Source organism: Psychrobacter sp. M4, from assembly GCF_055699795.1.
In genome coordinates this window covers 2,375,841-2,397,953 of the sequence record NZ_CM146740.1, presented here as the reverse complement: position 1 = coordinate 2,397,953, position 22,113 = coordinate 2,375,841, and the positions used below count along the sequence as shown (strand labels likewise).

Sequence of the window (22,113 nt, the reverse complement as noted above, 5' to 3'; positions counted from 1 at the left end):
TATAGAACTATTTAAACGTTAAATCTAAAGTGCATGACATCGCCATCTTGCACGATATAAGTTTTGCCCTCTAAACGCATTTTACCAGCCGCCGCCGCGCCTTTTTCGCCATTGTATTTGATAAAATCATCATAGGCGATGACCTCAGCGCGAATAAAACCGCGCTCAAAATCAGTATGAATAACGCTTGCCGCTTGTGGAGCCGTCGCCCCAATCTCAACCGTCCAAGCGCGCACTTCTTTAACCCCAGCAGTAAAGTAAGTCTGCATATCAAGTAGATCATAGCCGCCGCGAATCACTTGATCGAGACCTGCCTCTTCCATGCCCATCTCATCCAAAAAGTCTTGCTTATCAGACTCATCAAGCTGCGCGATCTCAGCTTCGATCTGATTGCACAAAGCGATGACAATAGACTCATCACCCGTAGCGTAATCGCGGACAGCGTCGAGATAAGGATTATTTTCAAAGCCATCCTCAGAGACATTAGCAATATACATAATGGGTTTTAGGGTAATTAAACCATAGCTGCGAATGAGCTTTTTCTCATCAGCATCCAAATTGGCTACGCGCGCAGCTCGGCCTTCTGCTAATAATGGCTCGACTTTTTTGAACACCTCAAGCAATGCTTGCGCGTCTTTATCACCGCCTTTGGCCTTTTTGGTTTGGTTGTGGATTGCGCGCTCAACCGCTTCAAGATCAGCCAAAGCCAATTCAGTATTAATTGTTTCGATATCATCAATGGGGCTGACGCGGCCATCGACGTGGACGACGTTGTCATCATCGAAGCAGCGTACTACATGCGCGATAGCATCGGTCTCACGAATATTGGCTAAGAACTGATTACCCATGCCTTCGCCTTTGGACGCGCCTGCGACAAGGCCAGCGATATCTACAAATTCCATGGTAGTGGGTAATACACGCTCAGGATTAACAATGTCAGCGAGCGCTTTGAGGCGCGGATCGGGTACCGGTACGATACCGGTGTTAGGATCTTTGGTACAAAAAGGAAAGTTTTCAGCGGCGATTCCCGCTTTGGTCAAGGCATTAAATAAAGTTGATTTACCGACGTTTGGCAGGCCGACGATACCGCAGTTGAATCCCATAATGGTCTCTCAATCAATTAGTATAATATAGTGTAGTGTGGAATAAAAATTGGCGCTATTGTAGCAAAGTTTAACTGTTAGCGGGCGTATAGATGTGCTAATTTCTAAGGGTAGCATTGATAAAAATGCGACATTAAGGTAAAACTATGAGAAGCTTGAACAATAAAGAAGCGGTATGGATGGCATTGTCGGACTTGTTCGTTGACCATGATATCGATCATGAACATATAGCCAATCAAGTTGTTCATTTAACGATCAGTGAAGTAGAACATATCTTGTTTTATGAACTAGCCCCGGTCTGTATGAGCAACTTACTAATGCCTGCGCCAACGGTTTGTGAAAGGTTTAGTGAGGATTATGTCCTCTCAAGCGTAGCGCAGCATTTAGAAAAAATGCAGTCTAACGGGTTTTATCGGCGCAAAGTTTTATTAAAAATAAAGCTATATAAAATCTTTTTAAAGCGAGACTGGTTAAAGCTAATGGCCAGAATGCGCCGAGCCCAAAAGAAGCATGTAAATGACTTACAAAATTATGATTTTTAGGATTAAAGCTCAAAAAGTTATTCTTTACTTTGGACTACGCCAATCATTACGCCCATCTCTTTTTTATCATACTTATTGATACTGGGTGCATAAAGTGCCGAAGCAATACCGCCGTCCAAAAACAGCGCGTTGTCACAATCTAAATCTTCTTTAAACAGCGCGGCAAATTGATAAAAGCTAACTGGCTCTTCGCTATTAACAAACTGCACGCTCCCATCATTGCACACACCTGCGCCATTACGAAACTTAAGCGAAGTACTCTCTGGATTGAACTCAGAGTGAATGGTGCCGTCGATTACCAGCATAGGTCCTGACTGGGTGGCATACCAAGGCTTAGCTTGATCTCTTTTAAGCTGACCATCTAGCGCATGACTTTCTGTAATTTGGACATTACCAGAGTGATCCCACCACATCACGCCATTGGGCAATAAATGAAAATTGCCACCGCCCTCATTAAGATTTAGCGCGCGTCTCTCTTCACCTGCGATGACCGTATAACCGATCGGTGCGTAATCTTCATTATACATACCAGCGTTCATTGCAAAAGTAAGGGTTTGCGAATTGGGTAAGGTATTTAGCAAATTATCAAAAGTGAGTAGGGGCTGATTATAATTGGGTTGTTGCCAAAATAACTGTAATTGGTATTGAGAATCATCACCGCCAAGTACCTGCTTATCAATACCACAAACACTATAACTGAAGGGTTTATCGTGAGTTTGACACGACCAATCCATTGATGAGTTGTTCAATGGATTGGGCTGACAAGCATTTATGGTTAAGGTAATCAAAGCTAGAGCGACTAGATGAATAGGGTTGAACCAAACAGGGGTAGTAAAAATAAGGCGCGGCATCAATCACTGATCTTGTAGGTTAAAGATCACGAATTATAAGCGATTTTGTCGCCCCTTTACTACTTTTTGTATGCTGACTATGTTACCTACTGACTATTTATATACTGTTTATGGTTTAATTTGAGGTGTCAGCGCTGTCTGACATCTCTGGTAGATCACGAAAAGTATGATTGACATTACCCACCATACCACTAGGATCAATGAAGTCATCATCGACAGTTTGTTCTGTAGGCGCGCTGGTTTCTTTACCTTTATCGCGTGAGTCTTTGTTATAAGCAATTAGCGCATCGTTATTGGGCAAAAAAGTCTGGGGGTCTGCCATCACCCACATTTGATTGAAAATATCAGCACGGGCACTGCCATCGAGTAGCGCGCCTTTATCCGTGAAGTAAAAGAACTTCGATAACAGTTTAATCTGTCCATCATCCAAGCGCCGCGCGATATGATAAGGTTGCAGCTGGCTGGGATGCTCAAGTCCTACCGCACCTACAATGTTGGCTAGAGACTTAAGCGTGTTTTTATGAAAACTTGCCACGCGCTCCGCTTTACTAGGTACATCAAGCGCTTTTTGGCGATAAGGGTCTTGGGTGGCAACGCCTGTGGGGCACGTATTGGTATGGCATGAGCGCGACTGAATACAGCCAACCGCAAACATAAAACCGCGTGCCGAATTACACCAATCTGCGCCCAAAGCAATCATCCGCGCGATATCAAATCCCGAGACAATCTTACCGCTAACGCCAATTTTGATTTTATCGCGAATACCAGCGCCAACCAAGGTATTGTGCACCACTAAAAACCCATCTGCCATGGGCATGCCAACATTGTCCATAAACTCAACGGGCGCCGCTCCTGTACCGCCTTCAGCGCCGTCCACAACGATAAAATCAGGATAGTTATCGGCTTCAATCATGGCCTTAACAATAGCCATAAATTGCCATGGTTGACCGATGCATAATTTAAAGCCGACTGGTTTACCACCTGACGCTTCACGTAGCTGCTGCCAAAAAGCCACCAGTTCACGCGGCGTACTAAAAGCGCTATGTGAAGCCGGCGAGATACAGTCTTGACCCATCGGTACTTCACGGGTCTCAGCGATCTCTTGGGTGATTTTCTCCGTTGGTAGGACACCGCCTTTACCGGGTTTTGCACCCTGTGAGAGCTTAATCTCAATCATCTTCACTTGTGGATCAACGGCTTTTTCGGCAAAAGACTGTAAACTAAAATTGCCCTCGCTATCGCGGCAACCAAAATAACCCGTACCAATCTCCCAAATCAAATCGCCGCCAAACTTGCGATGATAAGGGCTGATCGCGCCCTCTCCAGTATCGTGAGTAAAGCCGCCCATTTTGGCGCCTTGATTGAGCGCCATAATCGCATTGGCCGATAGGCTCCCAAAGCTCATCGCGGAGATATTAAATACCGACATATCATGCGGCTGCTGACAGTGCTCATTGCCAACGATAATGCGAAAGTCTTGATTGTCTAAAGGCGCACTAATCGCAGACTGCAAAAACCACTCTTTACCATGCTTATACAGGTCGTTTAAGGTGCCAAAGGCATTGGTATCGCTAACGTTTTTGGACCGCTGGTACACCAGTGCGCGCTGCTGGCGCGAAAATGGTACTTGCTCTTTATCATCCTCAAGTAAATACTGACGAATCTCAGGACGAAAGTCCTCAAGGACATAGCGAATGTGACCGGCAACCGGATAGTTTCGCAATATGGCATGTTTGGACTGGATTAAGTCATAAATACCTAAAGCTACTGCCAAACCGCCAAGCACAATTAGCCACCAATTTATCAACAAGAGCCCTGCTAAGAACAGAAATATAGCCGCACCAAAGGTACTGTAGCGCAGTAGTACGCCGACTAGATAAGGCGAGCTGGTTTTGGGTTCAGGGTTTAGATTGGTACGAGATTGGGGCATAGCAACGCTCAACTATTAAGTATAGACAATATAAATATGAAAAATAAAAACGCGATATATGATGTGAGCTAATTAGATAATTAAGTCACATATTTATCGCAAATATCATGTACTTATGATATCACGGCTTGCTATTAATTGAGTAACGGTATGCTAATAAGATGCTTATTTTCATAAGGTTTTAACACCCTACATATACTAAAGTCTTCTGTTTGTCAGTAGTTTTAAACGTGATCGATACGGGTAAGAACTGCTCAATCAGCCATGCTTGGGTTTCGGTATGTTGGCTGATAAAACGGGTACTAAACTCGCTGCCACCGATAGGCGCAAAGCCTGCTTGCAAGCACTTAACACCAATCTTCATGCCATATCTAGCTAGAGCAGGGACAAACGCTTGCTGCAAAAAATTGGTAGTTGGCGCCAAAGGGTTATGCGTGCCGCCTTTGATTTTGATTGTCGATGTTTTACTGGTATCCGTATTAGCAAACAGTAGAGCAGGACGCTATCTATATGCAAACTCGCGAGATAAGCTAAAAAGTCCTAATGATAGTGATCGTTTGCGTAAGTATCTTATGAAGTTTAATTTGAAGTTTGATGAGTTGGGGTAGGATTCTAAGTCGTTACTTTTACAGAGTCTGCAAACTAAAGGAACCTTCGTCAAAAACCTGTGTACGATTGGTCATTAACATTGCACCCTTACTATTATTAGTAGATTGACCTTTTCTAAGTGATTGCGAAAAACTGAGTGTGAAGTTTTTTTCGAGTTCAATATAGGGAAGTAAGTCAACCATAGGCACTTTTTGCCCTACATCATGAATAGCCACTGTGAAAATCTGTGGTTCTTTTAAAGCATGAGCAGGAATTTTAAGTGTGACACCTTTATCTAAATTGGCCTTTAGAGCAGAGGTTGGATTGTAAAAAAGCGTTTTTAACCCTTTACGATAATAGTGAGTATTGACCGTAGCAGGATACAAGCTTGAGCTAATATTTCTGAGTCCAAATAGAGCCTGATAATTTAAATGCTCTTCAATAGTTAAAGGTTTAGCAAGATTTAGGCGACCATTAATGCCATTTTTATTTTTAACACTGTTTTCAAAATCAATATAGTTTATTTTAGAACCTATAGGTACACTTATGGCTCCTATAAAGTTTGCATCGCCATTTTTTTTAGGTAATAAATGAACGTTTTTGTTTAAATTATAAGAAAGGCACTTTTTACTAGTTGAGCAAATTTTGACTTTTTCAACACTATATTTACCATCTAGGTCAGATAATACATTTAGTCTTAATATTTGATTATCTGCATTTAAAATAGCAAAAGAGCTTACTGATAAAAAGAGTAAAGGTATAGTTATAAGCACTTTATTAATATTCATATAATGTCTCTGCATAGATTGATAGGAGCTATGATTTTTATTATAATCTTTTCCAAATCCTAGAGTTGATAAAATACATTATATTTGTTCACTTTTTATTCGCTTGAAACTGTAAAATGGTACTTTAATCTAGCTCAAAATTATGCAGAGTGACAATGCTGGGCTAAAGTACCAGCTTATGAATTCTCAACTTTTTTAATCCCCACGCCCAATTCGCTCCGCCAAAGCCTGCAATTTTGGCACAATTGTCGCCGCATATTCTTCACTATCCCAGTTCGCCCTTGGCACACTGGCATTAAGCGAATATTCGTATTGTCCGGTTGCCACATCAAACACGCCAACTGCGACTGCTAAAATATCGGGTGAGAACTCACCATCAGATAACGTATAACCGTGCTTTTTATAGTAATTTTGCGCATCGTTCAGCAAATTTTGCGCTTGTTGATACTCAGCCTCATATAACTGTTCTTGCAGATGGTTATCAATAATCTTTTGTCGATTAGGCAAGCTTGTCGCATAAAAAGCTCGTCCAATAGCCGTTTTATCGATAGGAACAGCCGAGCCGACTTGTAGATTAATTGATAGCCGGGTAGGGCTGCGATAACAAGCCAAATAGCGCATTTCCCCTTCGATCTCCGTAGCCAGATTTACTGAAACCTCATTTTCCATAGCAAATTGGCGTAGCAGTGGTTCGGCAAGCGCTACCACATCATAGCGACTCCAAGCTATAGCGCTTAGACGCACTGCGCTGCTCCCTAATTGATACTGACCTTGCATTGTAGTGCGTAAAAAACCAAGCGTGGTTAGAGTATAAATGAGCCGCGTAACGGTCGCTTTAGGTAGACCGCTCATCTGACATAATTCTTGATGGCTAAGCGTTTCATGATGCTCAAACGCTGCTAATAAAGCCAAACCGCGTCCAAGAGCAGTGACAAACTGTCTATCTTCACTTATCTTACTTTGATTAAGTTTATCGCAGGTTTTTTCCAACAAAGAGTCAGTTAGTTTCGGTTCTAAGGCTATAGCTGTCATTTTATATCCATATTTTTGATGAAAAATTTTTGGTTAATAAATTTTGAGAACAAGAATAAATAAGTTTTAATAAATAGTTTACAAACTAACCAATTTTTGCTTTAATAGTACATATTATGAAACTAAGTTTCACATAGTGGAACTAGTTTGTCAAATAAGCTTTTTCAGTTCTTGCTACAACATTCTATTTTTTAGCTATCCAAGTTTTAATTCATTTAGGCAAACAAGCCTTACACCAACCCGTCAAGGAGTATGACATGGCCCCTATTACCAATCCACGTACCAGCTCAAGCCCAAGTTTTGATTGGGAAGATCCGTTTTTGCTGCGCGACCAGTTGACCGATGAAGAGCGTATGGTTACTGATAGTGCCCATCAGTTTTTCCAAAAAGAGCTCATGCCTGGTATCTTACAAGCGAACCGTAATGAGACTTTTGATCGCAATATCATGCGTCAGATGGGCGAGATGGGCCTGCTTGGTGTCACTATTGACGGTTATGGCTGCGCAGGATTATCTAGCGTCGCTTATGGTCTGATTGCCAAAGAGATCGAAGCTGTGGATTCAGGCTACCGCTCAGCGATGAGTGTGCAGTCAAGCCTGGTGATGCATCCTATACATGAGTACGGTACCGAAGAGCAACGCGAGAAGTATCTACCTAAGCTGGCAACAGGCGAATACGTTGGCTGCTTTGGTTTAACGGAACCTGATTCAGGATCAGACCCGGCTTCTATGTCAACGCGCGCACGCAGTGTTGATGGCGGTTATGAGCTGACTGGTAACAAAATGTGGATCACCAACAGCCCTATCGCTGACGTGTTCGTGGTTTGGGCTAAAGACGATGAAGACAAGATTCGCGGCTTTATTCTAGATAAAGGCATGAAAGGCTTGTCAGCACCAAAGATTGAAGGCAAATTCTCATTACGCGCCTCAGTCACTGGTGAGATTGTGATGGACAAGGTATTCGTACCAGAAGCTAATGCGTTCCCAGATATTCGCGGATTAAGTGGTCCGTTTGGCTGCTTAAATAAGGCACGCTATGGTATCGCTTGGGGTTCAATGGGCGCCGCTGATTTTTGCTGGAAAGCCTCGCGTCAGTACACTCTTGATCGTAAACAGTTTGGTCGTCCATTAGCAGCGACACAGCTTGTGCAATTAAAGCTTGCCAATATGCAAACCGAGATCGCTCTTGGTCTGCAAGCAGCACTGCGCGTTGGTCGTTTGATGGATGAGCACAACGCCGCGCCTGAGATGATATCGCTAATCAAACGCAACAACTGCGGTAAAGCACTCGATATTGCACGCGTGGCTCGTGATATGCACGGCGGTAACGGTATCTCTGATGAGTATCACATTATTCGTCATGTTATGAATTTAGAGGCGGTCAATACTTATGAAGGTACTCATGATATTCATGCGCTAATCTTAGGCCGTGCACAGACGGGTATTCAGGCATTCTTCTAACTCTTTAATTTAGCTACCACAAGCTAAAAGTTATCCTAAAACGTACGCTACTGTTTGGCTGTTAAACGCTTAACACTGGCGTACGTTTTTTAGTTTTGGATTAAGTAATAAAAAAGTGCCATTTAAAAAAATAGCAAAATAAACTAAGAATGAAGAGAATACTATGGACAAAATAGATAGTAATAATCAGAGCAATGACGCTGCTAATAATGACAAGCAAGGGGCTTTACACGGAATCAAAGTGCTTGATTTATCCAGAGTGCTAGCTGGGCCTTCTGCTACGCAAGTACTCGCGGACTTGGGTGCAGAGGTAGTTAAGATTGAGCGTCCAGGTATTGGCGATGAGACCCGCCACTGGTCGCCGCCAGCTTTTAGTGATCATACTTCTGCTTATTACGCGACCATCAACCGTAATAAAAAATCCTTAACGGTAGATATCACCACCCTTGAGGGTCAAAAAATTATCAAGCAGCTTGCCGCTGATAGCGATATTTTGGTGGAGAACTTTAAGGTTGGCGGGCTTGAGAAGTACGGCTTGGATTATGACAGCCTTAAAGAGAATAATCCGCGCCTGATCTATGCCTCGCTAACCGGTTTTGGTCAGACAGGTCCTGATGCTAGGCGACCAGGTTATGATTATATAGTCCAAGGTCTATCAGGACTGATGAGCATCACCGGCCCAAGTGATGGTGAACCGCATAAAGTTGGTGTGGCGGTCGTAGATTTATTTGCCGGATTACAATTAACTATCGGTATTCAAGCGGCGCTGATCGCCCGTCAGCGTACCGGACGCGGACAGCATGTCGATGTGGCGCTACTAGATAGTGCGCTTGCGATGCTGGCGAACGTCGGTATGAATCACTTAGCATCAGGTAAGGTGCCACCAAGACTTGGCAACCAGCATCCCAATATCGTCCCTTATCAGGTATTTGCAGGCGCAGGCGAGCAGCATTTTATTTTGGCTTGCGGCAATGACCAACAGTTTGCAAGGCTTTGTCAGGTTTTAGACGTTGATTGGTATGAAAATAAGCGTTTTGCGACCAATCCGGCACGAGTTGAAAACCGTAAATTGCTGTGTGATTGGCTGGCTGACAAGTTTGCCGAGCAGACACGCCATCATTGGCTTGATGCACTGAACAAAGCGGGCATTCCTTGCGGGCCAATTAACGATATAAGCGAGGCTTTGGCGATGCCACAAGCACAGGCACGCGAGATGATTGTCGATTTTAGCGAGCAGGGCAGTCCGGTCAGAGCGCTGGGTAATCCGATAAAATTATCAGAGTCTCCAGTTAGTTATCGCACGCCGCCGCCAAATTTAAGCGAGCATACCGATGAGACTTTAGCAAATTTAGGTTATGACAGTGAGATGATCGCTAAGCTTAAAGCAGGTGGGATTGTTTGATTGATGTTAACGATACTGTCGCTGTTGAAGCTACAAACTTTCATCTTTACTTATCGTAAGGCATGAAGTGCTTAGCAACTTTGACAATTCATTTTGTTTAGATAATATAAAGCTAACAGTTTGAATTTACTCATCTTAACAATCTCTTTAGCTCTCGTTTGCAATAGCATCTGAACCGTGCTAGCTTTGATATTATCAATCATAGTTATTAGGAGAACAGGATGAATCAGCGTCAGAATTTCGTTAATAACAAATACGTCAAATCCCACAACTCAGAGACTTTTGATCTGATTGATCCTACTACTGGCGAGAGTATTGGTCAGTCTTCAATATCCAATGAGCAGGATGTCGAGGAAGCATACGCGGCGGCCAAGGCTGCCACGGCTACTTGGGGTCGCACCACTCCTTCAGAGCGACAAGCAGCGATACTAAAGATCGCCGACGCCATAGCAGCGCGTCGTGACGAGCTAATAGATGCTCAAGCTCGCAACACTGGTCAACCGAAGTATTTGATTGCTTCAGAAGAGATAGATGGTAGTGTCGATCAGCTACGTTTTTTTGCTGGCGCAGCACGCATGCTAAATGGAGTGCCATCGGGCGAATACTTGGAAGGTTTTAACTCAGCGCTGCGCCGCGAACCGATCGGCGTTGTAGGACAGATTACCCCATGGAACTATCCGCTTATGATGGCGGTTTGGAAAATTGGGCCTGCGCTTGCAGCTGGCAACACTATTGTCCTAAAACCATCGGAAACCACTCCTGATTCCACGCTATTGTTAGCAGAGATTGCAGCGGAGTTTTTGCCTGAAGGCACATTTAACGTGGTGTTGGGTAACGGCAAGACGGGTGCTTTAATAGCAAGCTCGAAAGTGCCTGGGCTGGTGGCCATCACCGGTTCTGTGCAAGCGGGTAAGGCAGTCGCCGCCGCTGCAGCAAAAAATCTAACTCAAGTACATTTGGAGCTGGGAGGTAAGGCTCCATGTGTGGTCTTCGATGATGCTGATCTGGACGCCGCCGCGGCCAATCTTACTGAGACTGGTTTTTTTAACGCCGGTCAAGACTGTACAGCGTCTACTCGGCTTCTGGTTCATGAATCAGTCCATGATGACTTCCTCGCTAAGCTGGTTAAGGCTGCCAAGGCTACGAGATACGGAACCCCGGAGAAGGATGATATCCTGTATGGGCCACTCAACAACGCAGGCCAACTTGAGCGGATTGAGGGTTTTTTAGAGCGCCTACCTGTCCATGCTACGGTAGCGACTGGCGGTAAACGAGACCAAGATATGTCAGGATTTTTCTTCGAACCGACTATAATTGACGGTTTGCGTCAGGACGATGAGGTCATCCAAGACGAGATTTTCGGGCCTGTCATTACGCTGCAGACGTTCTCAACAGAGGAAGAAGCAGTACGTATGTCCAATGACGTAGAGTACGGTCTAGCGTCTTCAGTGTGGACCAAGGATCACGCTCGTGCACTGCGGGTATCGCGGGACTTAGATTTTGGCTGTGTCTGGATTAACTGCCACGTTCCTCTTGTCGCAGAGATGCCCCATGGAGGTTTCAAAAACTCTGGTAATGGTAAAGATTTATCTAGGTACGGTGTAGAGGAGTATACCCGAATCAAGCATGTCATGAGCTCAATGGAATGATTGCAAACCTTGCAAACATAGCATAGAAGTCAATATGAAAGGAGAAAGTTGACATGACTGATATTCGTAAGCTCGTGGTTACTGCTGACAGGGAGCTTTTTACCGAGCATGATGTGACTACTCTAGAGCGTAACTTTTCAGCTGATTACGTCGAGCACTCACCGCTCATTGCAGAGGGGCTGCAAGGTTTGAGAGATCTTGTCGCAGATGCTCCTGATATGCGCCATGATGTGGTACGCGTGTTAGTGGACGAAGCAAAAGGATTGGTCGCCTTGCACGGTTCTTACCCTGGGCTAGATCCGAATGAGCTATACGTCGGCTTCGATATTTATCGCGTTGCCGATGGCAAAATCGTTGAACACTGGGATGTGCTCGTCACTGAGACGCCGCCTAATGGGTCCGGCCATACTCAATTAGACGGGCCGACTAAGATCGATGAGTCAGTGGATACTGAAGCCAATCGTGCATTTGCAAAAGCGATATGGCACACTTTTCTGCAGGCACAGGATTACCGCTCCATGGACAGATTCGCGCGTCCAGATGGTACTTTTACACAGCACTCCGGAGACATCGCTGATGGTGTTACGAACATGATTGAGTTTTTAGAAGAGCTAAAACGAGAGGATAGCGCACTGACCTATGACACGCTGCATCGTACTGTCGCTGATGGAAACTTCGTCTTGACGCATTCTGAGGGTTCAATTGGCGGTGAGCGCCATGCGTTCTGTGAGCTGTGGCGTATTGAGGATGATCATGTGGTTGAATTATGGGATGCGATTGCGCCTGTGCCATCTGATGATAAGCTCGCACATCGTCATGGTGCGTTTATATCGACGGAGTCTTAAAGAATTTATTACTTTATTTAGGTAATGAAGTCTTATTATTTTGATAGTCTGGAACAGTATTTTTATAAAGACGCTGTTCCAGTTTTACTTTTAACATAAATTTATTCAATACTTCAAGCTGATTGGGCTGTAATAAAGCCTAGATGCTGTTCAATCTGCTGAGCAAGCTCAATAAGTACCGCACTGACTTCCTCGCGTTTGACTTCATACTCTGCTTGCAAGAAGCTTACTGCCATGCCCGCGATAGCGTTACCGGAGGCATTACGAATATAAGTGCCCAAGCAGTACATACCCTCACGCAGTTGACCGTCGTCAAGTGAGATACGGCTATTATGGATAGCGGCAAACTCTTTTGATAAATCAGTGAAGTTATCGACACCATTCGAGGTGAGCGGTGCTGGAAAATTACCATCATACAAAGATTCGATGGCTGGCATCGATAGCGTTGAAAGCATGGCTTTACCTGTAGCTGAAAATACCGCTGGTACGCGTACGCCAGCACGAAAAGTAAATCCTAGCGGAGCTGGCGCTTCATGACAGGTCAAAAAAACTACTTCGCCCATGTCTAGTTTGGATAGAGTAACGGTATGCTGTAATAGCACAGGGTATTGCATGATTAAATCCTTGAACAGCTGAATAATACCCTGCTGCTGCTCGTATTTACCTGCCCAATAGAGCAGGTAGGAGCCTAGATGAAAGCGGCTTTCAGCATCTTTATAGATGACGTGTTTAGACAACAGACTTTGCAAAATATTATGCGTGGAGCTACGCGCAAGCTGTAATTGCTTAGCGATTTGTGCTGCGGTCAAAGGCTGCGGATTAGCTGTAATTAAGTCTAAGATTTGAAAAGTTTTGTCTAGGGCTGGAACCGCCGTCGTGCTCATAAGTTGACCTTAATAAATAAAAAAATAAAAGAGGAATAAGGGTTGCAAAGTATCAGCATTCATTCTTATAATAAAATCTAATATAGAGAATAGTTGTTCAGTATATTGAACGATTAACAATTTATCAATAATTATATACCTCTATTTTTTATCAAACTCCTACTACATACACTATTGACATAAACTACAAGGAACGTTGCTATGCCCCAAGCTACTTCACAAACCTCACTGAAACTCTCAAATCCGGACCTGCTCAAACAACAATGTTTTATCAAAGACAGCTGGCAAGATGCTAGTGATGGTGCAACCATCGATGTCACCAATCCGTTCAGTGGCGAGCTTATCGGTACCGTACCAAGCTTAACCAAACAAGATGTTGAAGATGCTGTCGCTTATGCCGATCAAGTACAAGACTCATGGGCAGCCAAAACAGCGCAAGAGCGCGCCACCTTGTTACTAAAGTGGGCAGATCTGATCGATGAAAACCAAGAAGATTTAGCTGTGCTTATGACCGCCGAGCAAGGTAAACCACTAACTGAGTCGCGCGGTGAAATCGGTTATGCTAACAGCTTTATTCGCTGGTTTGCCGAAGAAGGTAAGCGCGTTTACGGTGATGTGATCCCTGCCAATAAGTCGCAGCTGCGCCATGTGATCTTAAAGCAGCCCGTTGGAGTGTCAGCTGCTATCACGCCTTGGAACTTTCCAGCGGCGATGATTACTCGTAAAGTAGGACCGGCTTTAGCTGCAGGTTGTACCATGATTATCAAACCGGCGACCGAAACGCCATTTTCTGCCCTAGCGCTTGCTTCTTTAGCTGAGCAAGCGGGTATTCCAGCAGGCGTCGTCCAAGTGGTCACTGGTAAATCCTCTGTTATCGGCGAGATATTAACTGGTGATAGTCGTATACATAAACTCTCCTTCACTGGCTCCACCGAAGTGGGTCGTACCCTAATGGCTCAGTGCGCGCCAACGATCAAAAAATTATCATTGGAGCTTGGTGGTAACGCGCCTTTTATCGTCTTTGATGATGCTGATCTTGAAAAAGCAGCTGATGGCCTGATCGCCTCAAAATTCCGTAATGCGGGTCAAACCTGTGTTTGCGCCAACCGCGTTTATGTGCAAGAGAGTGTCAAAGATAAGTTTTTAGAGGTCTTTGTCCAAAAAGTTAAAGCGCTAAAGGTCGGCGATGGTATGAAAGAGGGCGTGGATATTGGGCCTTTGATCAATGAAGGCGGCCTTGAAAAAGTACAAGAATTACTTAAAGATGCACTAGATAAAGGGGCGACCTTAGTTGCAGGTGGTGATACCAATGACGCCTCGAAACTAAGCTTTAATCCAACGGTCATCACTGATCTTAACTCTGATATGGATATTAGTCACGAAGAGATCTTTGGTCCTATTGCAACGATATTTATCTTTAAAGACGAAGAAGAAGTCATTCGCCGCGCCAATGACACTATTTATGGCCTAGCGGCTTACTTCTATAGTGGCGACTATGCACGCTCATGGCGAGTTACCGAAAGCCTTGAGTACGGTATTATTGGTCATAATACAGGTCTTATCTCAACTGAGGTCGCTCCGTTTGGTGGCGTTAAGCAATCAGGCTTTGGCCGTGAAGGCTCAAAATATGGTATTGAAGAGTATGTATCAACTAAATACTGGTGCTCTGATATCAGCTAATTTAGATCATTAAAACCTTATTATTACAATACTAGAGACTACAACGCTAAGTATTCAAGTGACTTAACTAAAGTGACTTCATTAAAGTGACTTAACTAAAGACACTATTAACCAAAAAGATATTAACTCAAGAATAGGATATCCTTATGTCTACTACAATTGATCGTCATGACACCCAGCATACCGATAATATGCGCACTAGCAATGATAAACAGACTACTAACGACTCGCTACTACAGCGCCGTAAAGCGGTACTGCCAACAGGACTTGGCGTAGCTTTTCCTATTTTTGCTGAAAAAGCCAAAAACTCAGAAGTTTGGGATATCGAAGGCAATCGCTATATCGATTTTGTTGGTGGCATCTCGGTACTTAATACTGGTCACAGTCATCCTAAGATTATCCAGCGTGTCCATGAGCAAGTGGATAAATTCACCCATACTGCCGCGCAAATGATCAACTATGAATGCTATGTTGAGCTTGCAGAAAAGCTTTGTGAAAAAGCGCCAATCAGCGGTGCTAAAAAAGCGTTCTTTTTGACTACTGGTGCTGAAGCGGTTGAAAACTCCATTAAAATCGCTCGTGCCAAAACTGGTCGTCCCGGTGTCATCTCTTTCGTTGGCGGCTGGCATGGTCGTACATTGATGTGCATGAGCCTAACGGGTAAAGTACTGCCATACAAAAAGAACTTTGGCCCGATGCCAGGTCCTGTTTTTCACGCGCTATTTCCAGCTGAAGAGCTAAATGTCACCGAAGAGCAAGCTTTGCATAGTCTTGAGATGATATTCCAAGCCGATATCGATCCAAGTGAAGTGGCAGCAATGATCATTGAGCCGGTACAAGGTGAAGGCGGTTTTCATCAAGTAACGCCATCATTTGCCAAAGCGCTACGCGAGATCTGCGATGAGCACGGTATCGTATTGATTTTTGATGAAGTGCAGTGCGGCTTTGCCAGAACCGGTACTTTATTTGCCGGCGAGCAGTTAGGTGTTGAGCCTGACCTTATGACCAGTGCTAAGAGCTTGGCTGGTGGTTATCCGATCTCTGCGGTTATTGGCCGTGCTGATATTATGGACGCACCGCAAGTGGGTGGCCTTGGTGGTACTTACTCTGGTAACCCGCTAGCCTGTGTAGCCGCTCTAGCTGTTATAGACATTATTGAAGAAGAAAACTTACTTGAGCGCAGTGTCGAGATTGGCAACAAGGTTGGTGCTTTCTTAAAGGACTTAAACCTTGATAGCATTGGTAATATTCGCTATAAAGGCGCGATGCTCGCATTTGAGTTAATTGATAGCGAAGGTAAGCCTGACACTGATGCAACTGCTAATCTAAAAACAAAAGCTTTTGAGCACGGCTTATTATTGGCTTCTTGTGGTATGCATGGCAACGCGATTCGTGTGATGGTACCACTGACCGTTGAAGATGAGGTGCTACAAGAAGGTCTTGATATTATCGGAAAAATATTATCCGCCTAAGTAGATATTTGAGATAATATAGTTTAGTAAGGCTGCTATCAGAATGTTTTATTTTGAATAAATACTTTAGAACAGCGCCTTGTACAACAAGGTGCTGTTTTTATTTGCTCTATTTAAAAGGTATTTATTAAAGGGCTTGTGTTCAAAAAGACTGACATGGCGCTTTATCAATAGATGATTTACTGAACAGCTACTAACAACGATTATAAAAAATTTACATGGATGACACATAAACAAGGAATAAGTTATGTCTGTAATGAAAAAGTCGCTAGGGGTAATCGATATTATCGCCTTAGCATTCGGGGCTATGGTCGGTTGGGGCTGGGTCGTCTTGGCCAGTGGCTGGGTGGTTTCAGCAGGTACTTGGGGCGCGATTAGCGCGTTTTTAATCGGTGGTATTGCGGTCGTGCTGATCGGGGTCACTTATGCCGAGCTATGTGCATCTATGCCGATCACAGGCGGAGAGCACACTTACACGCATCGTGCATTGGGTGTTAACGTCTCTTTTATATGTTCATGGAGCATGCTCTTTGGTTACTTATCTGTGGTTGCCTTTGAGGCTGTGGCGTTACCGACGGTCGTAGAATACCTCATACCCAATTATAATCAAGGGTATTTATGGAATGTAGCAGGTTGGGATGTCTATGCCACGTGGGCAGGCGTTGGTATGGCAGGCTCTATACTGGTGACATGGTTGAACACTCGTGGTCTAGAGGTCAGCGCTTGGTTCCAAAAGACAGCCGTGGCAGGTATTTTGCTCGTTGGTGTCTTATTGTTTGTCGGGGCAGTATTGTTTACGCCTGAGAATAATAGTGCTCCATTATCGCCAGCGTTCATCGGTGGCATTGGTGGCATTATGGCGGTCATCGTCATGGTACCCTTTATGTTTGTAGGTTTCGATGTCATTCCGCAGGCCGCAGAAGAGATGGACTTAACTCGTCCTAACATTGGTAAGTTCTTAATTATCTCTTTAATTGTCGCAGTCATCTGGTATATTGCGGTCATTTGGAGTGTAGGCGTAACCTTACCTTTAGCGCTAGCGGAAACCTCTACGCTGGGTACCGCTGATGCCATGGAGACCGCTTGGCAAGGTAAATGGGCAGGCGTGTTATTAGTCATCGGTGGCGTACTGGGTATCATGTCGAGCTGGAACGCCTTTTTAATCGGTGGTAGCCGTCTACTTTATGCCATGTCCAAAACCCATATGTTACCAGCATTTTTAAGTAAATTGCATCCCAGACACAATACCCCTATCAATGCTATCTTGTTGATTGGTGGCCTTGCGACACTGGCACCGCTGTTTGGTCGCAAGATGCTCGTCTGGATTGTGACCGCTGGTGGTTTTGGCGTTGTTATTGCTTACACCTTAGTTGCCTTGTCATTTTTGGTGTTGCGTTATCGTGAGCCTAATATGGTACGTCCGTTTAAAATTCCTGCGGGTAAAGTGGTCGGTATTGTGACTATTATTCTAAGCCTAGGCCTATTTGTACTATATCTACCCGGTATGCCATCTGCGCTTAGTGGCATTGAGTGGTCGATCTTTATTGGCTGGACTATTCTCGGTATCATCTTCTTTGCTTATGAGTCGATCAAAAATCCAGGTAAGAGCAAAGTAGTCATGAATAAGGAGCTTGAGGAGTTAAAAGTAGTGAATCAGCACTGGTTAACACAGAATCCTACTAAAAGGTAATCTTTGAATCTCAAACATAAAAAAGCCTAACAATGAACTGACCCCCTAAACTTGGACAGTTTAAGTTTACATCAAGGACTGAGTTCTGTACTTTACAGGACTCAGTCCTTTTAGTTTAAGTTGAATTCTCTCATGATTATAGTAGTGGATATACTCATGAATCTGTTGCTCTAAATCCTCAATGGTATTCGGTTTCTCAATATAAATCGTCTCACATTTGAGCGTACCAAAGAACCCTTCCATCAATGCATTGTCTAAGCAATTACCCTTACGGCTCATACTTTGATTAATATGATTCGCTCTAAGCGTACTTGCAAACGGTTTCATTTGATAGTGCCAGCCTTGATCTGAATGCAGGGTGAGCTCCTCTTTGCGCTTTGCAGGTATGTTTTTAACGGCACGCTCAAGCATCTGTTTGACTAAGTTATAGACGGGTCGTCTTGAAAGCTCGTAGCTGATGATCTCATTGTTGTAGCCATCGAGTATGGGTGATAGATACAACTTATCACCGCCGACCTTAAATTCAGTGATGTCAGTAAACCATCTGCGATTAGGCGCACCTGCTCTGAACTTACGCTTGACCCTGTTCTTAGCTATAACGCCGCACTGTCCTTTGTAGGATCGATACCTTTGTCGTCTGATTCTGGCAGTCAGCTTAAGCTGTCCCATAAGCCTTGCAACCCGCTTATGGTTGACCTTTAGTCCTTCATTCTTAAGTGTCTGAGTGATTCGACGATAGCCATATCGACCTTTATGCTGGTGGTAGATATCACGGATGCGCTGTTTCAAGGGAGCGTATTTGTCTTTATCCCAAAGACTCGCTCTATGATAGTAGAAACTACTCCTTGCAAGCTTTGCTATGGTGAGTAAGTCAGATAACACGTGCTGTTGTCTTAGTCCTTCGATGAGCCTTGCTTTTTGTCTGCTTGTTCCTCCGCTCTGAGCAAGGCATCGAGCTTTTTTAAATACGCATTCTCCGCTCGTAGATACTCGTTCTCACGTTTGAGCTCTGCTAGGGTCTTGTCCTCATCAGGTTTGTCTGTGATAGGAGAGGTCATAGGATTACTACCTTTATATTTAGAGGTGAGTCCAGACATACCGTAGTGTCGATAAGCGTTGTGCCAGTGGCTAATAAGCGCAGGTGAGCTGATAGTAAACCTAAGGGCAGTTTCAGACTGACTTAGTCCTTCTGATAACATCACAGCGAGCACTTTATACTTAAAGTCGCTACTGTATTTAGTCCTATCGACCTTAGGCTTGATAGCGTCTATGCCACCATGTTGATATTGCTCGACCCATTTGCTGACAAACCGCGGATTTACAGAAAACTTCTCACTGGTAGCATGTCCGCTATGTCCTTGCTTGTAGTATGCTATGACTTTGATCTTAAAGTCTAGATCGTAACGCATAAAATAACCCCCATAAATTGTGTCCAACTTATGGGGGGCAGTTCACAATTTTGTTAGGCTTTTTCTTGATCTAAAGATTGGTTTTTCTAAAAAAAGTTAAAGATCAAGACATATCACGGATCAGCTTATAGTTCAAAAATTCAGTAATACCAAGATGACCCAGCTCACGACCAAAGCCTGAACGCTTAACACCGCCAAACGGCGTGTTAGCCTCAGAGCCGGAAGGAGCATTAATGGTTACCATACCCACTTCTAACTTATCAGCGATCTCAGTAGCTAATGCTGGATCTTGCGTTTGAATAGAAGCCCCCAGACCAAAAGGCACGTCGTTGGCGATCTTAATTGCCTGCTCAATATCTTTTGCTTTATAAATCACAGCGACAGGGCCGAACAGCTCTTCGCGGTAGACATCCATTGATTCAGTAACATCGGTAAGTACCGCAGGTTTAAACCAAGCGCCAGGCTTGTCTTTAACCATCCCGCCCTCTACCAAAACAGTAGCGCCTCCTTGTATGGCACTATCTAGCTGCTGTTGTAAATTAGTAGCCGCCGCCTTCGAAGATAGGGGACCAATAAACGTTTTCTTATCTAACGGATCAGAGAGGCTCATATTTTTTACAGCATCGGTAAAGCCTTCAACGAACTTGTCGTGGACAGCGTCAACAACGATCAGGCGTTTGGCCGCGTTACAGGCCTGTCCAGTATTACCAAAACGTCCTGTAATAGCGTTTTTTACTGCCTGTTCGATATCAGCGTCTTCTGCCACAATAAAGGCATCAGAGCCGCCAAGTTCTAATACGACTTTCTTAAGAGCCTCGCCCGCTTCTTTAGCAACGGCTGCCCCCGCACGTTCAGAACCGGTCAACGATACTCCTTGAACTCGACTATCATGGATAATAGTCGCCGCTTGCTCGTTGGTCGCGAAGATATTATTATAAACACCCTCTGGTAAGCCTGCATCTCGTAAAATATCAACGATAACCTCAGCGGTTTGCGGGCACTGTGGGGCATGCTTTAGAATAATAGTATTACCTGCCATTGCATTTGGTGCCACAAAGCGCGCTACCTGATAATGCGGATAGTTCCATGGCATGATGCCGAACAATACCCCGACTGGGAATTTTTCTACAAAAGCTGATCCATCATCAACATCGATCTTATTTGGAGCCAATAGTTTTTCAGCATTATCGGCATAATAGCGATAAATCTCGGCAACCAAACCAATCTCACCTTTACCTTGAGCCACCGGTTTGCCCATCTCTTTGGCAATGATATCTGCCAGCTCGTCTTGACGCTCAAGATAAATATCAGCAACCTTATGCAATATGGCACTACGCTCACTAAGCTCTATGCCGCGCCAATCCTTATAGGCATTCTCCGCCTTTTCAATAACTTGCTGAATATCTTGTTCAGTGGCAGTAGGGTAGGTGGCTTCTACTTCACCAGTCGCGGGGTTAGTTACTTGATAATCACTCATAAATATTCCTTGGGTTAAATTCCGTTTTTGATAGTTGTTTGCCATCGTTACTTAAAATGACGTTATAAAGCTCAATTGTAAAGCTATTTTCTAATTATTTTAGAAGGTTAGTAAAACTACTGTCAACGAACCACATTAAAAAACTACGGCTTAACGGCGGGCTGCTGCTGAGTAATACAGTGAATATTACCGCCGCCAAAAACAATCTCTTTAGTTTGTACTCCCACTACTTGATGACGAGGGAAGATTTTTTCAAGCTGATTAATTGCTAAACTGTCGTTGGCATCATCATATTGCGGTACAATAATAGCGTCATTGCAGATTAAAAAATTAGCGTAAGAAGCAATACAAATATCACCACTTTGGCGCACTTTGGCATCATCAGACTGTACAACGTCATAATGATTAGGTAAGGTTACTGGCTGCTGAGTACAGCACAGCTTATGAACGGTCAATGAGCGCCCTTTAGCGTCTGTCATATGGTTTAGCTGCTGATAAGCTTTTTGCGTGGCGGCATAAAAGGGATGATCCACGTCCTCTGTGTATAGGCAAACTACCTCGCCCGGACGAGCAAAGCAGGCAATATCATCGATATGCCCTGTAGTCTCCTCAGGGTCAATACCATCATCAATCCATAGCACCTTTTGGGCGCCCAGATAGGTTTTTAGTTTGTCTTCAATCTGGTGCTCGGTAAGATGCGGGTTGCGCCCAGGACTAAGCAAGCACATGCGCGTGGTCAGTACCGTGCCTTCACCATCGACATGAAAAGCGCCGCCTTCTAACACAAAGTTTTTAGTACGATAGCGCTTAATACTTAATTGATCGCACAGGCGTGCGGCAAGCTTATCATCGTCATCCCAAGGCGCATACAAACCATCATAATCGCCGCCCCAAGCGTTAAACATCCAATCACAAGCACGCAGCTCACCTTTATCATTGACCAAAAACGTCGGGACGATGTCACGCGCCCAAGCATCGTTACTGGGCATCGAGATGACTTCGATGTCATCGGCTAGGCCATCACGGCACGCTTGATAATCATTGGGGTTTACCAATACAGCAACTTTACAGAAGCGATTAATAGCTAGGGCTACTGCTTTATAAGCCTTTTTGGCAGGCTGTGCTTGATCACGCCAATTATCAGGACGATAAGGCCATATCATCCAAACTTTTTCTATTGGCGCAAATTCCGCTGGCATATAAAAGTCATCATTGATAGGGGTGGAGTCTGTGATTAACGAGTCTTTGTTTGAATAGTGAGAAGGTTCTTTAAATGATGACATAATAATTGCCTTATAAAATTAACAAGCT

19 protein-coding genes and 1 pseudogene are annotated in these 22,113 nt (G+C 44.2%); 9 read left to right on the top strand and 11 right to left on the bottom strand.

Annotated features, from left to right (window positions below; all coding sequences use genetic code 11):
- Positions 1 to 11: 11 nt before the first annotated feature.
- On the bottom strand, positions 12 to 1,103 hold the full coding sequence (gene ychF / locus ACR63N_RS09880) for a redox-regulated ATPase YchF (RefSeq protein WP_472781938.1): 1,092 nt from the start codon (positions 1,101 to 1,103) through the stop codon (positions 12 to 14).
- Between the two features lie 146 nt (positions 1,104 to 1,249).
- On the opposite strand from ychF, the gene ACR63N_RS09875 reads away from it, so the two are divergent.
- Positions 1,250 to 1,645 (top strand): DUF7079 family protein, encoded by a 396-nt coding sequence (locus ACR63N_RS09875; protein ID WP_472781937.1) that lies wholly within the window; start codon positions 1,250 to 1,252, stop codon positions 1,643 to 1,645.
- Between the two features lie 17 nt (positions 1,646 to 1,662).
- Here ACR63N_RS09875 and ACR63N_RS09870 read toward each other — a convergent pair whose 3' ends face one another.
- The 3 genes from ACR63N_RS09870 to ACR63N_RS09860 form a co-directional block, all read right to left on the bottom strand.
- A complete protein-coding gene (locus ACR63N_RS09870; RefSeq protein ID WP_367110480.1) occupies positions 1,663 to 2,496 on the bottom strand; it encodes a phosphodiester glycosidase family protein in 834 nt (277 codons plus the stop codon).
- A gap of 115 nt (positions 2,497 to 2,611) precedes the next feature.
- Complete coding sequence (locus ACR63N_RS09865) at positions 2,612 to 4,426, bottom strand: FMN-binding glutamate synthase family protein (RefSeq protein ID WP_472781936.1); 1,815 nt, start codon at positions 4,424 to 4,426, stop codon at positions 2,612 to 2,614.
- Between the two features lie 181 nt (positions 4,427 to 4,607).
- A complete protein-coding gene (locus ACR63N_RS09860) occupies positions 4,608 to 4,874 on the bottom strand; it encodes an RNA 3'-terminal phosphate cyclase (protein ID WP_367110560.1) in 267 nt (88 codons plus the stop codon).
- Here ACR63N_RS09860 and ACR63N_RS09855 point away from each other — a divergent pair.
- Positions 4,861 to 5,034, top strand: coding sequence for a hypothetical protein (locus ACR63N_RS09855; protein WP_367103995.1), 174 nt, complete (start codon positions 4,861 to 4,863; stop codon positions 5,032 to 5,034). The two genes, ACR63N_RS09860 and ACR63N_RS09855, sit on opposite strands and share 14 nt — an antisense overlap.
- Before the next feature lie 18 nt (positions 5,035 to 5,052).
- On the opposite strand, the gene ACR63N_RS09850 is transcribed toward ACR63N_RS09855, so the two are convergent.
- Together ACR63N_RS09850 and ACR63N_RS09845 are read right to left on the bottom strand one after the other, a co-directional pair.
- Positions 5,053 to 5,802, bottom strand: coding sequence for a hypothetical protein (locus tag ACR63N_RS09850; protein WP_367103996.1), 750 nt, complete (start codon positions 5,800 to 5,802; stop codon positions 5,053 to 5,055).
- 195 nt (positions 5,803 to 5,997) lie between these two features.
- Positions 5,998 to 6,834, bottom strand: coding sequence for an IclR family transcriptional regulator (locus ACR63N_RS09845; protein ID WP_367103997.1), 837 nt, complete (start codon positions 6,832 to 6,834; stop codon positions 5,998 to 6,000).
- Positions 6,835 to 7,091: 257 nt separating this feature from the next.
- Between ACR63N_RS09845 and ACR63N_RS09840 the strand changes: the two genes are divergently transcribed.
- The 4 genes from ACR63N_RS09840 (at position 7,092) to ACR63N_RS09825 (ending at position 12,190) form a co-directional block, all read left to right on the top strand.
- Positions 7,092 to 8,294, top strand: a complete 1,203-nt coding sequence (locus ACR63N_RS09840; RefSeq protein WP_472781935.1) for an acyl-CoA dehydrogenase — start codon at positions 7,092 to 7,094, stop codon at positions 8,292 to 8,294.
- Between the two features lie 163 nt (positions 8,295 to 8,457).
- Positions 8,458 to 9,696 (top strand): CaiB/BaiF CoA transferase family protein, encoded by a 1,239-nt coding sequence (locus ACR63N_RS09835; RefSeq protein WP_472781934.1) that lies wholly within the window; start codon positions 8,458 to 8,460, stop codon positions 9,694 to 9,696.
- 221 nt (positions 9,697 to 9,917) lie between these two features.
- Positions 9,918 to 11,345 carry an aminobutyraldehyde dehydrogenase gene (locus ACR63N_RS09830; protein WP_472781933.1) on the top strand — a complete coding sequence of 476 codons (1,428 nt, stop codon included), beginning with the start codon at positions 9,918 to 9,920 and terminating at the stop codon, positions 11,343 to 11,345.
- A 53-nt stretch (positions 11,346 to 11,398) separates the two neighbouring features.
- Positions 11,399 to 12,190 (top strand): nuclear transport factor 2 family protein, encoded by a 792-nt coding sequence (locus tag ACR63N_RS09825; protein WP_367104001.1) that lies wholly within the window; start codon positions 11,399 to 11,401, stop codon positions 12,188 to 12,190.
- Positions 12,191 to 12,303: 113 nt separating this feature from the next.
- On the opposite strand, the gene ACR63N_RS09820 is transcribed toward ACR63N_RS09825, so the two are convergent.
- Positions 12,304 to 13,074: an IclR family transcriptional regulator gene (locus tag ACR63N_RS09820; RefSeq protein ID WP_367104002.1), complete on the bottom strand. Its 771-nt coding sequence runs from the start codon at positions 13,072 to 13,074 to the stop codon at positions 12,304 to 12,306.
- 201 nt (positions 13,075 to 13,275) lie between these two features.
- Between ACR63N_RS09820 and ACR63N_RS09815 the strand changes: the two genes are divergently transcribed.
- From ACR63N_RS09815 to ACR63N_RS09805, 3 genes are all read left to right on the top strand, one after another.
- Positions 13,276 to 14,754, top strand: coding sequence for an NAD-dependent succinate-semialdehyde dehydrogenase (locus tag ACR63N_RS09815; RefSeq protein ID WP_472781932.1), 1,479 nt, complete (start codon positions 13,276 to 13,278; stop codon positions 14,752 to 14,754).
- Between the two features lie 191 nt (positions 14,755 to 14,945).
- On the top strand, positions 14,946 to 16,226 hold the full coding sequence (gene gabT, locus ACR63N_RS09810; RefSeq protein ID WP_367104174.1) for a 4-aminobutyrate--2-oxoglutarate transaminase: 1,281 nt from the start codon (positions 14,946 to 14,948) through the stop codon (positions 16,224 to 16,226).
- A 247-nt stretch (positions 16,227 to 16,473) separates the two neighbouring features.
- Entirely contained in the window at positions 16,474 to 17,916 is a 1,443-nt protein-coding gene (locus ACR63N_RS09805) for an APC family permease (protein WP_367104004.1), read from the top strand.
- Positions 17,917 to 17,982: 66 nt separating this feature from the next.
- On the opposite strand, the pseudogene ACR63N_RS09800 reads toward ACR63N_RS09805, so the two are convergent.
- From ACR63N_RS09800 to aguA, 4 genes and pseudogenes are all read right to left on the bottom strand, one after another.
- Positions 17,983 to 18,825: pseudogene (locus ACR63N_RS09800) on the bottom strand (IS3 family transposase); the annotation flags it as partial.
- Positions 18,810 to 19,325, bottom strand: a complete 516-nt coding sequence (locus ACR63N_RS09795; RefSeq protein ID WP_367105913.1) for a transposase — start codon at positions 19,323 to 19,325, stop codon at positions 18,810 to 18,812. The gene ACR63N_RS09795 and the pseudogene ACR63N_RS09800, both read right to left, overlap by 16 nt.
- 103 nt (positions 19,326 to 19,428) lie before the next feature.
- On the bottom strand, positions 19,429 to 20,802 hold the full coding sequence (locus ACR63N_RS09790) for an NAD-dependent succinate-semialdehyde dehydrogenase (RefSeq protein WP_367109446.1): 1,374 nt from the start codon (positions 20,800 to 20,802) through the stop codon (positions 19,429 to 19,431).
- 143 nt (positions 20,803 to 20,945) lie between these two features.
- A complete protein-coding gene (gene aguA, locus ACR63N_RS09785) occupies positions 20,946 to 22,085 on the bottom strand; it encodes an agmatine deiminase (protein ID WP_367107126.1) in 1,140 nt (379 codons plus the stop codon).
- Positions 22,086 to 22,113 lie beyond the last annotated feature (28 nt).

Bases quoted from the DNA above. Each gene is read 5' to 3' on its own strand.
- ACR63N_RS09870 (WP_367110480.1), bottom strand. From the start codon at position 2,496: ATGCCGCGCCTTATTTTTACTACCCCTGTTTGGTTCAACCCTATTCAT.
- ychF (WP_472781938.1), bottom strand. From the start codon at position 1,103: ATGGGATTCAACTGCGGTATCGTCGGCCTGCCAAACGTCGGTAAATCA.
- aguA (WP_367107126.1), bottom strand. From the start codon at position 22,085: ATGTCATCATTTAAAGAACCTTCTCACTATTCAAACAAAGACTCGTTA.
- ACR63N_RS09850 (WP_367103996.1), bottom strand. From the start codon at position 5,802: ATGAATATTAATAAAGTGCTTATAACTATACCTTTACTCTTTTTATCA.
- ACR63N_RS09790 (WP_367109446.1), bottom strand. From the start codon at position 20,802: ATGAGTGATTATCAAGTAACTAACCCCGCGACTGGTGAAGTAGAAGCC.
- ACR63N_RS09875 (WP_472781937.1), top strand. From the start codon at position 1,250: ATGAGAAGCTTGAACAATAAAGAAGCGGTATGGATGGCATTGTCGGAC.
- ACR63N_RS09840 (WP_472781935.1), top strand. From the start codon at position 7,092: ATGGCCCCTATTACCAATCCACGTACCAGCTCAAGCCCAAGTTTTGAT.
- ACR63N_RS09805 (WP_367104004.1), top strand. From the start codon at position 16,474: ATGTCTGTAATGAAAAAGTCGCTAGGGGTAATCGATATTATCGCCTTA.
- ACR63N_RS09825 (WP_367104001.1), top strand. From the start codon at position 11,399: ATGACTGATATTCGTAAGCTCGTGGTTACTGCTGACAGGGAGCTTTTT.
- ACR63N_RS09815 (WP_472781932.1), top strand. From the start codon at position 13,276: ATGCCCCAAGCTACTTCACAAACCTCACTGAAACTCTCAAATCCGGAC.
- ACR63N_RS09845 (WP_367103997.1), bottom strand. From the start codon at position 6,834: ATGACAGCTATAGCCTTAGAACCGAAACTAACTGACTCTTTGTTGGAA.
- ACR63N_RS09835 (WP_472781934.1), top strand. From the start codon at position 8,458: ATGGACAAAATAGATAGTAATAATCAGAGCAATGACGCTGCTAATAAT.
- ACR63N_RS09830 (WP_472781933.1), top strand. From the start codon at position 9,918: ATGAATCAGCGTCAGAATTTCGTTAATAACAAATACGTCAAATCCCAC.
- ACR63N_RS09820 (WP_367104002.1), bottom strand. From the start codon at position 13,074: ATGAGCACGACGGCGGTTCCAGCCCTAGACAAAACTTTTCAAATCTTA.
- ACR63N_RS09795 (WP_367105913.1), bottom strand. From the start codon at position 19,325: ATGCGTTACGATCTAGACTTTAAGATCAAAGTCATAGCATACTACAAG.
- ACR63N_RS09865 (WP_472781936.1), bottom strand. From the start codon at position 4,426: ATGCCCCAATCTCGTACCAATCTAAACCCTGAACCCAAAACCAGCTCG.
- gabT (WP_367104174.1), top strand. From the start codon at position 14,946: ATGCGCACTAGCAATGATAAACAGACTACTAACGACTCGCTACTACAG.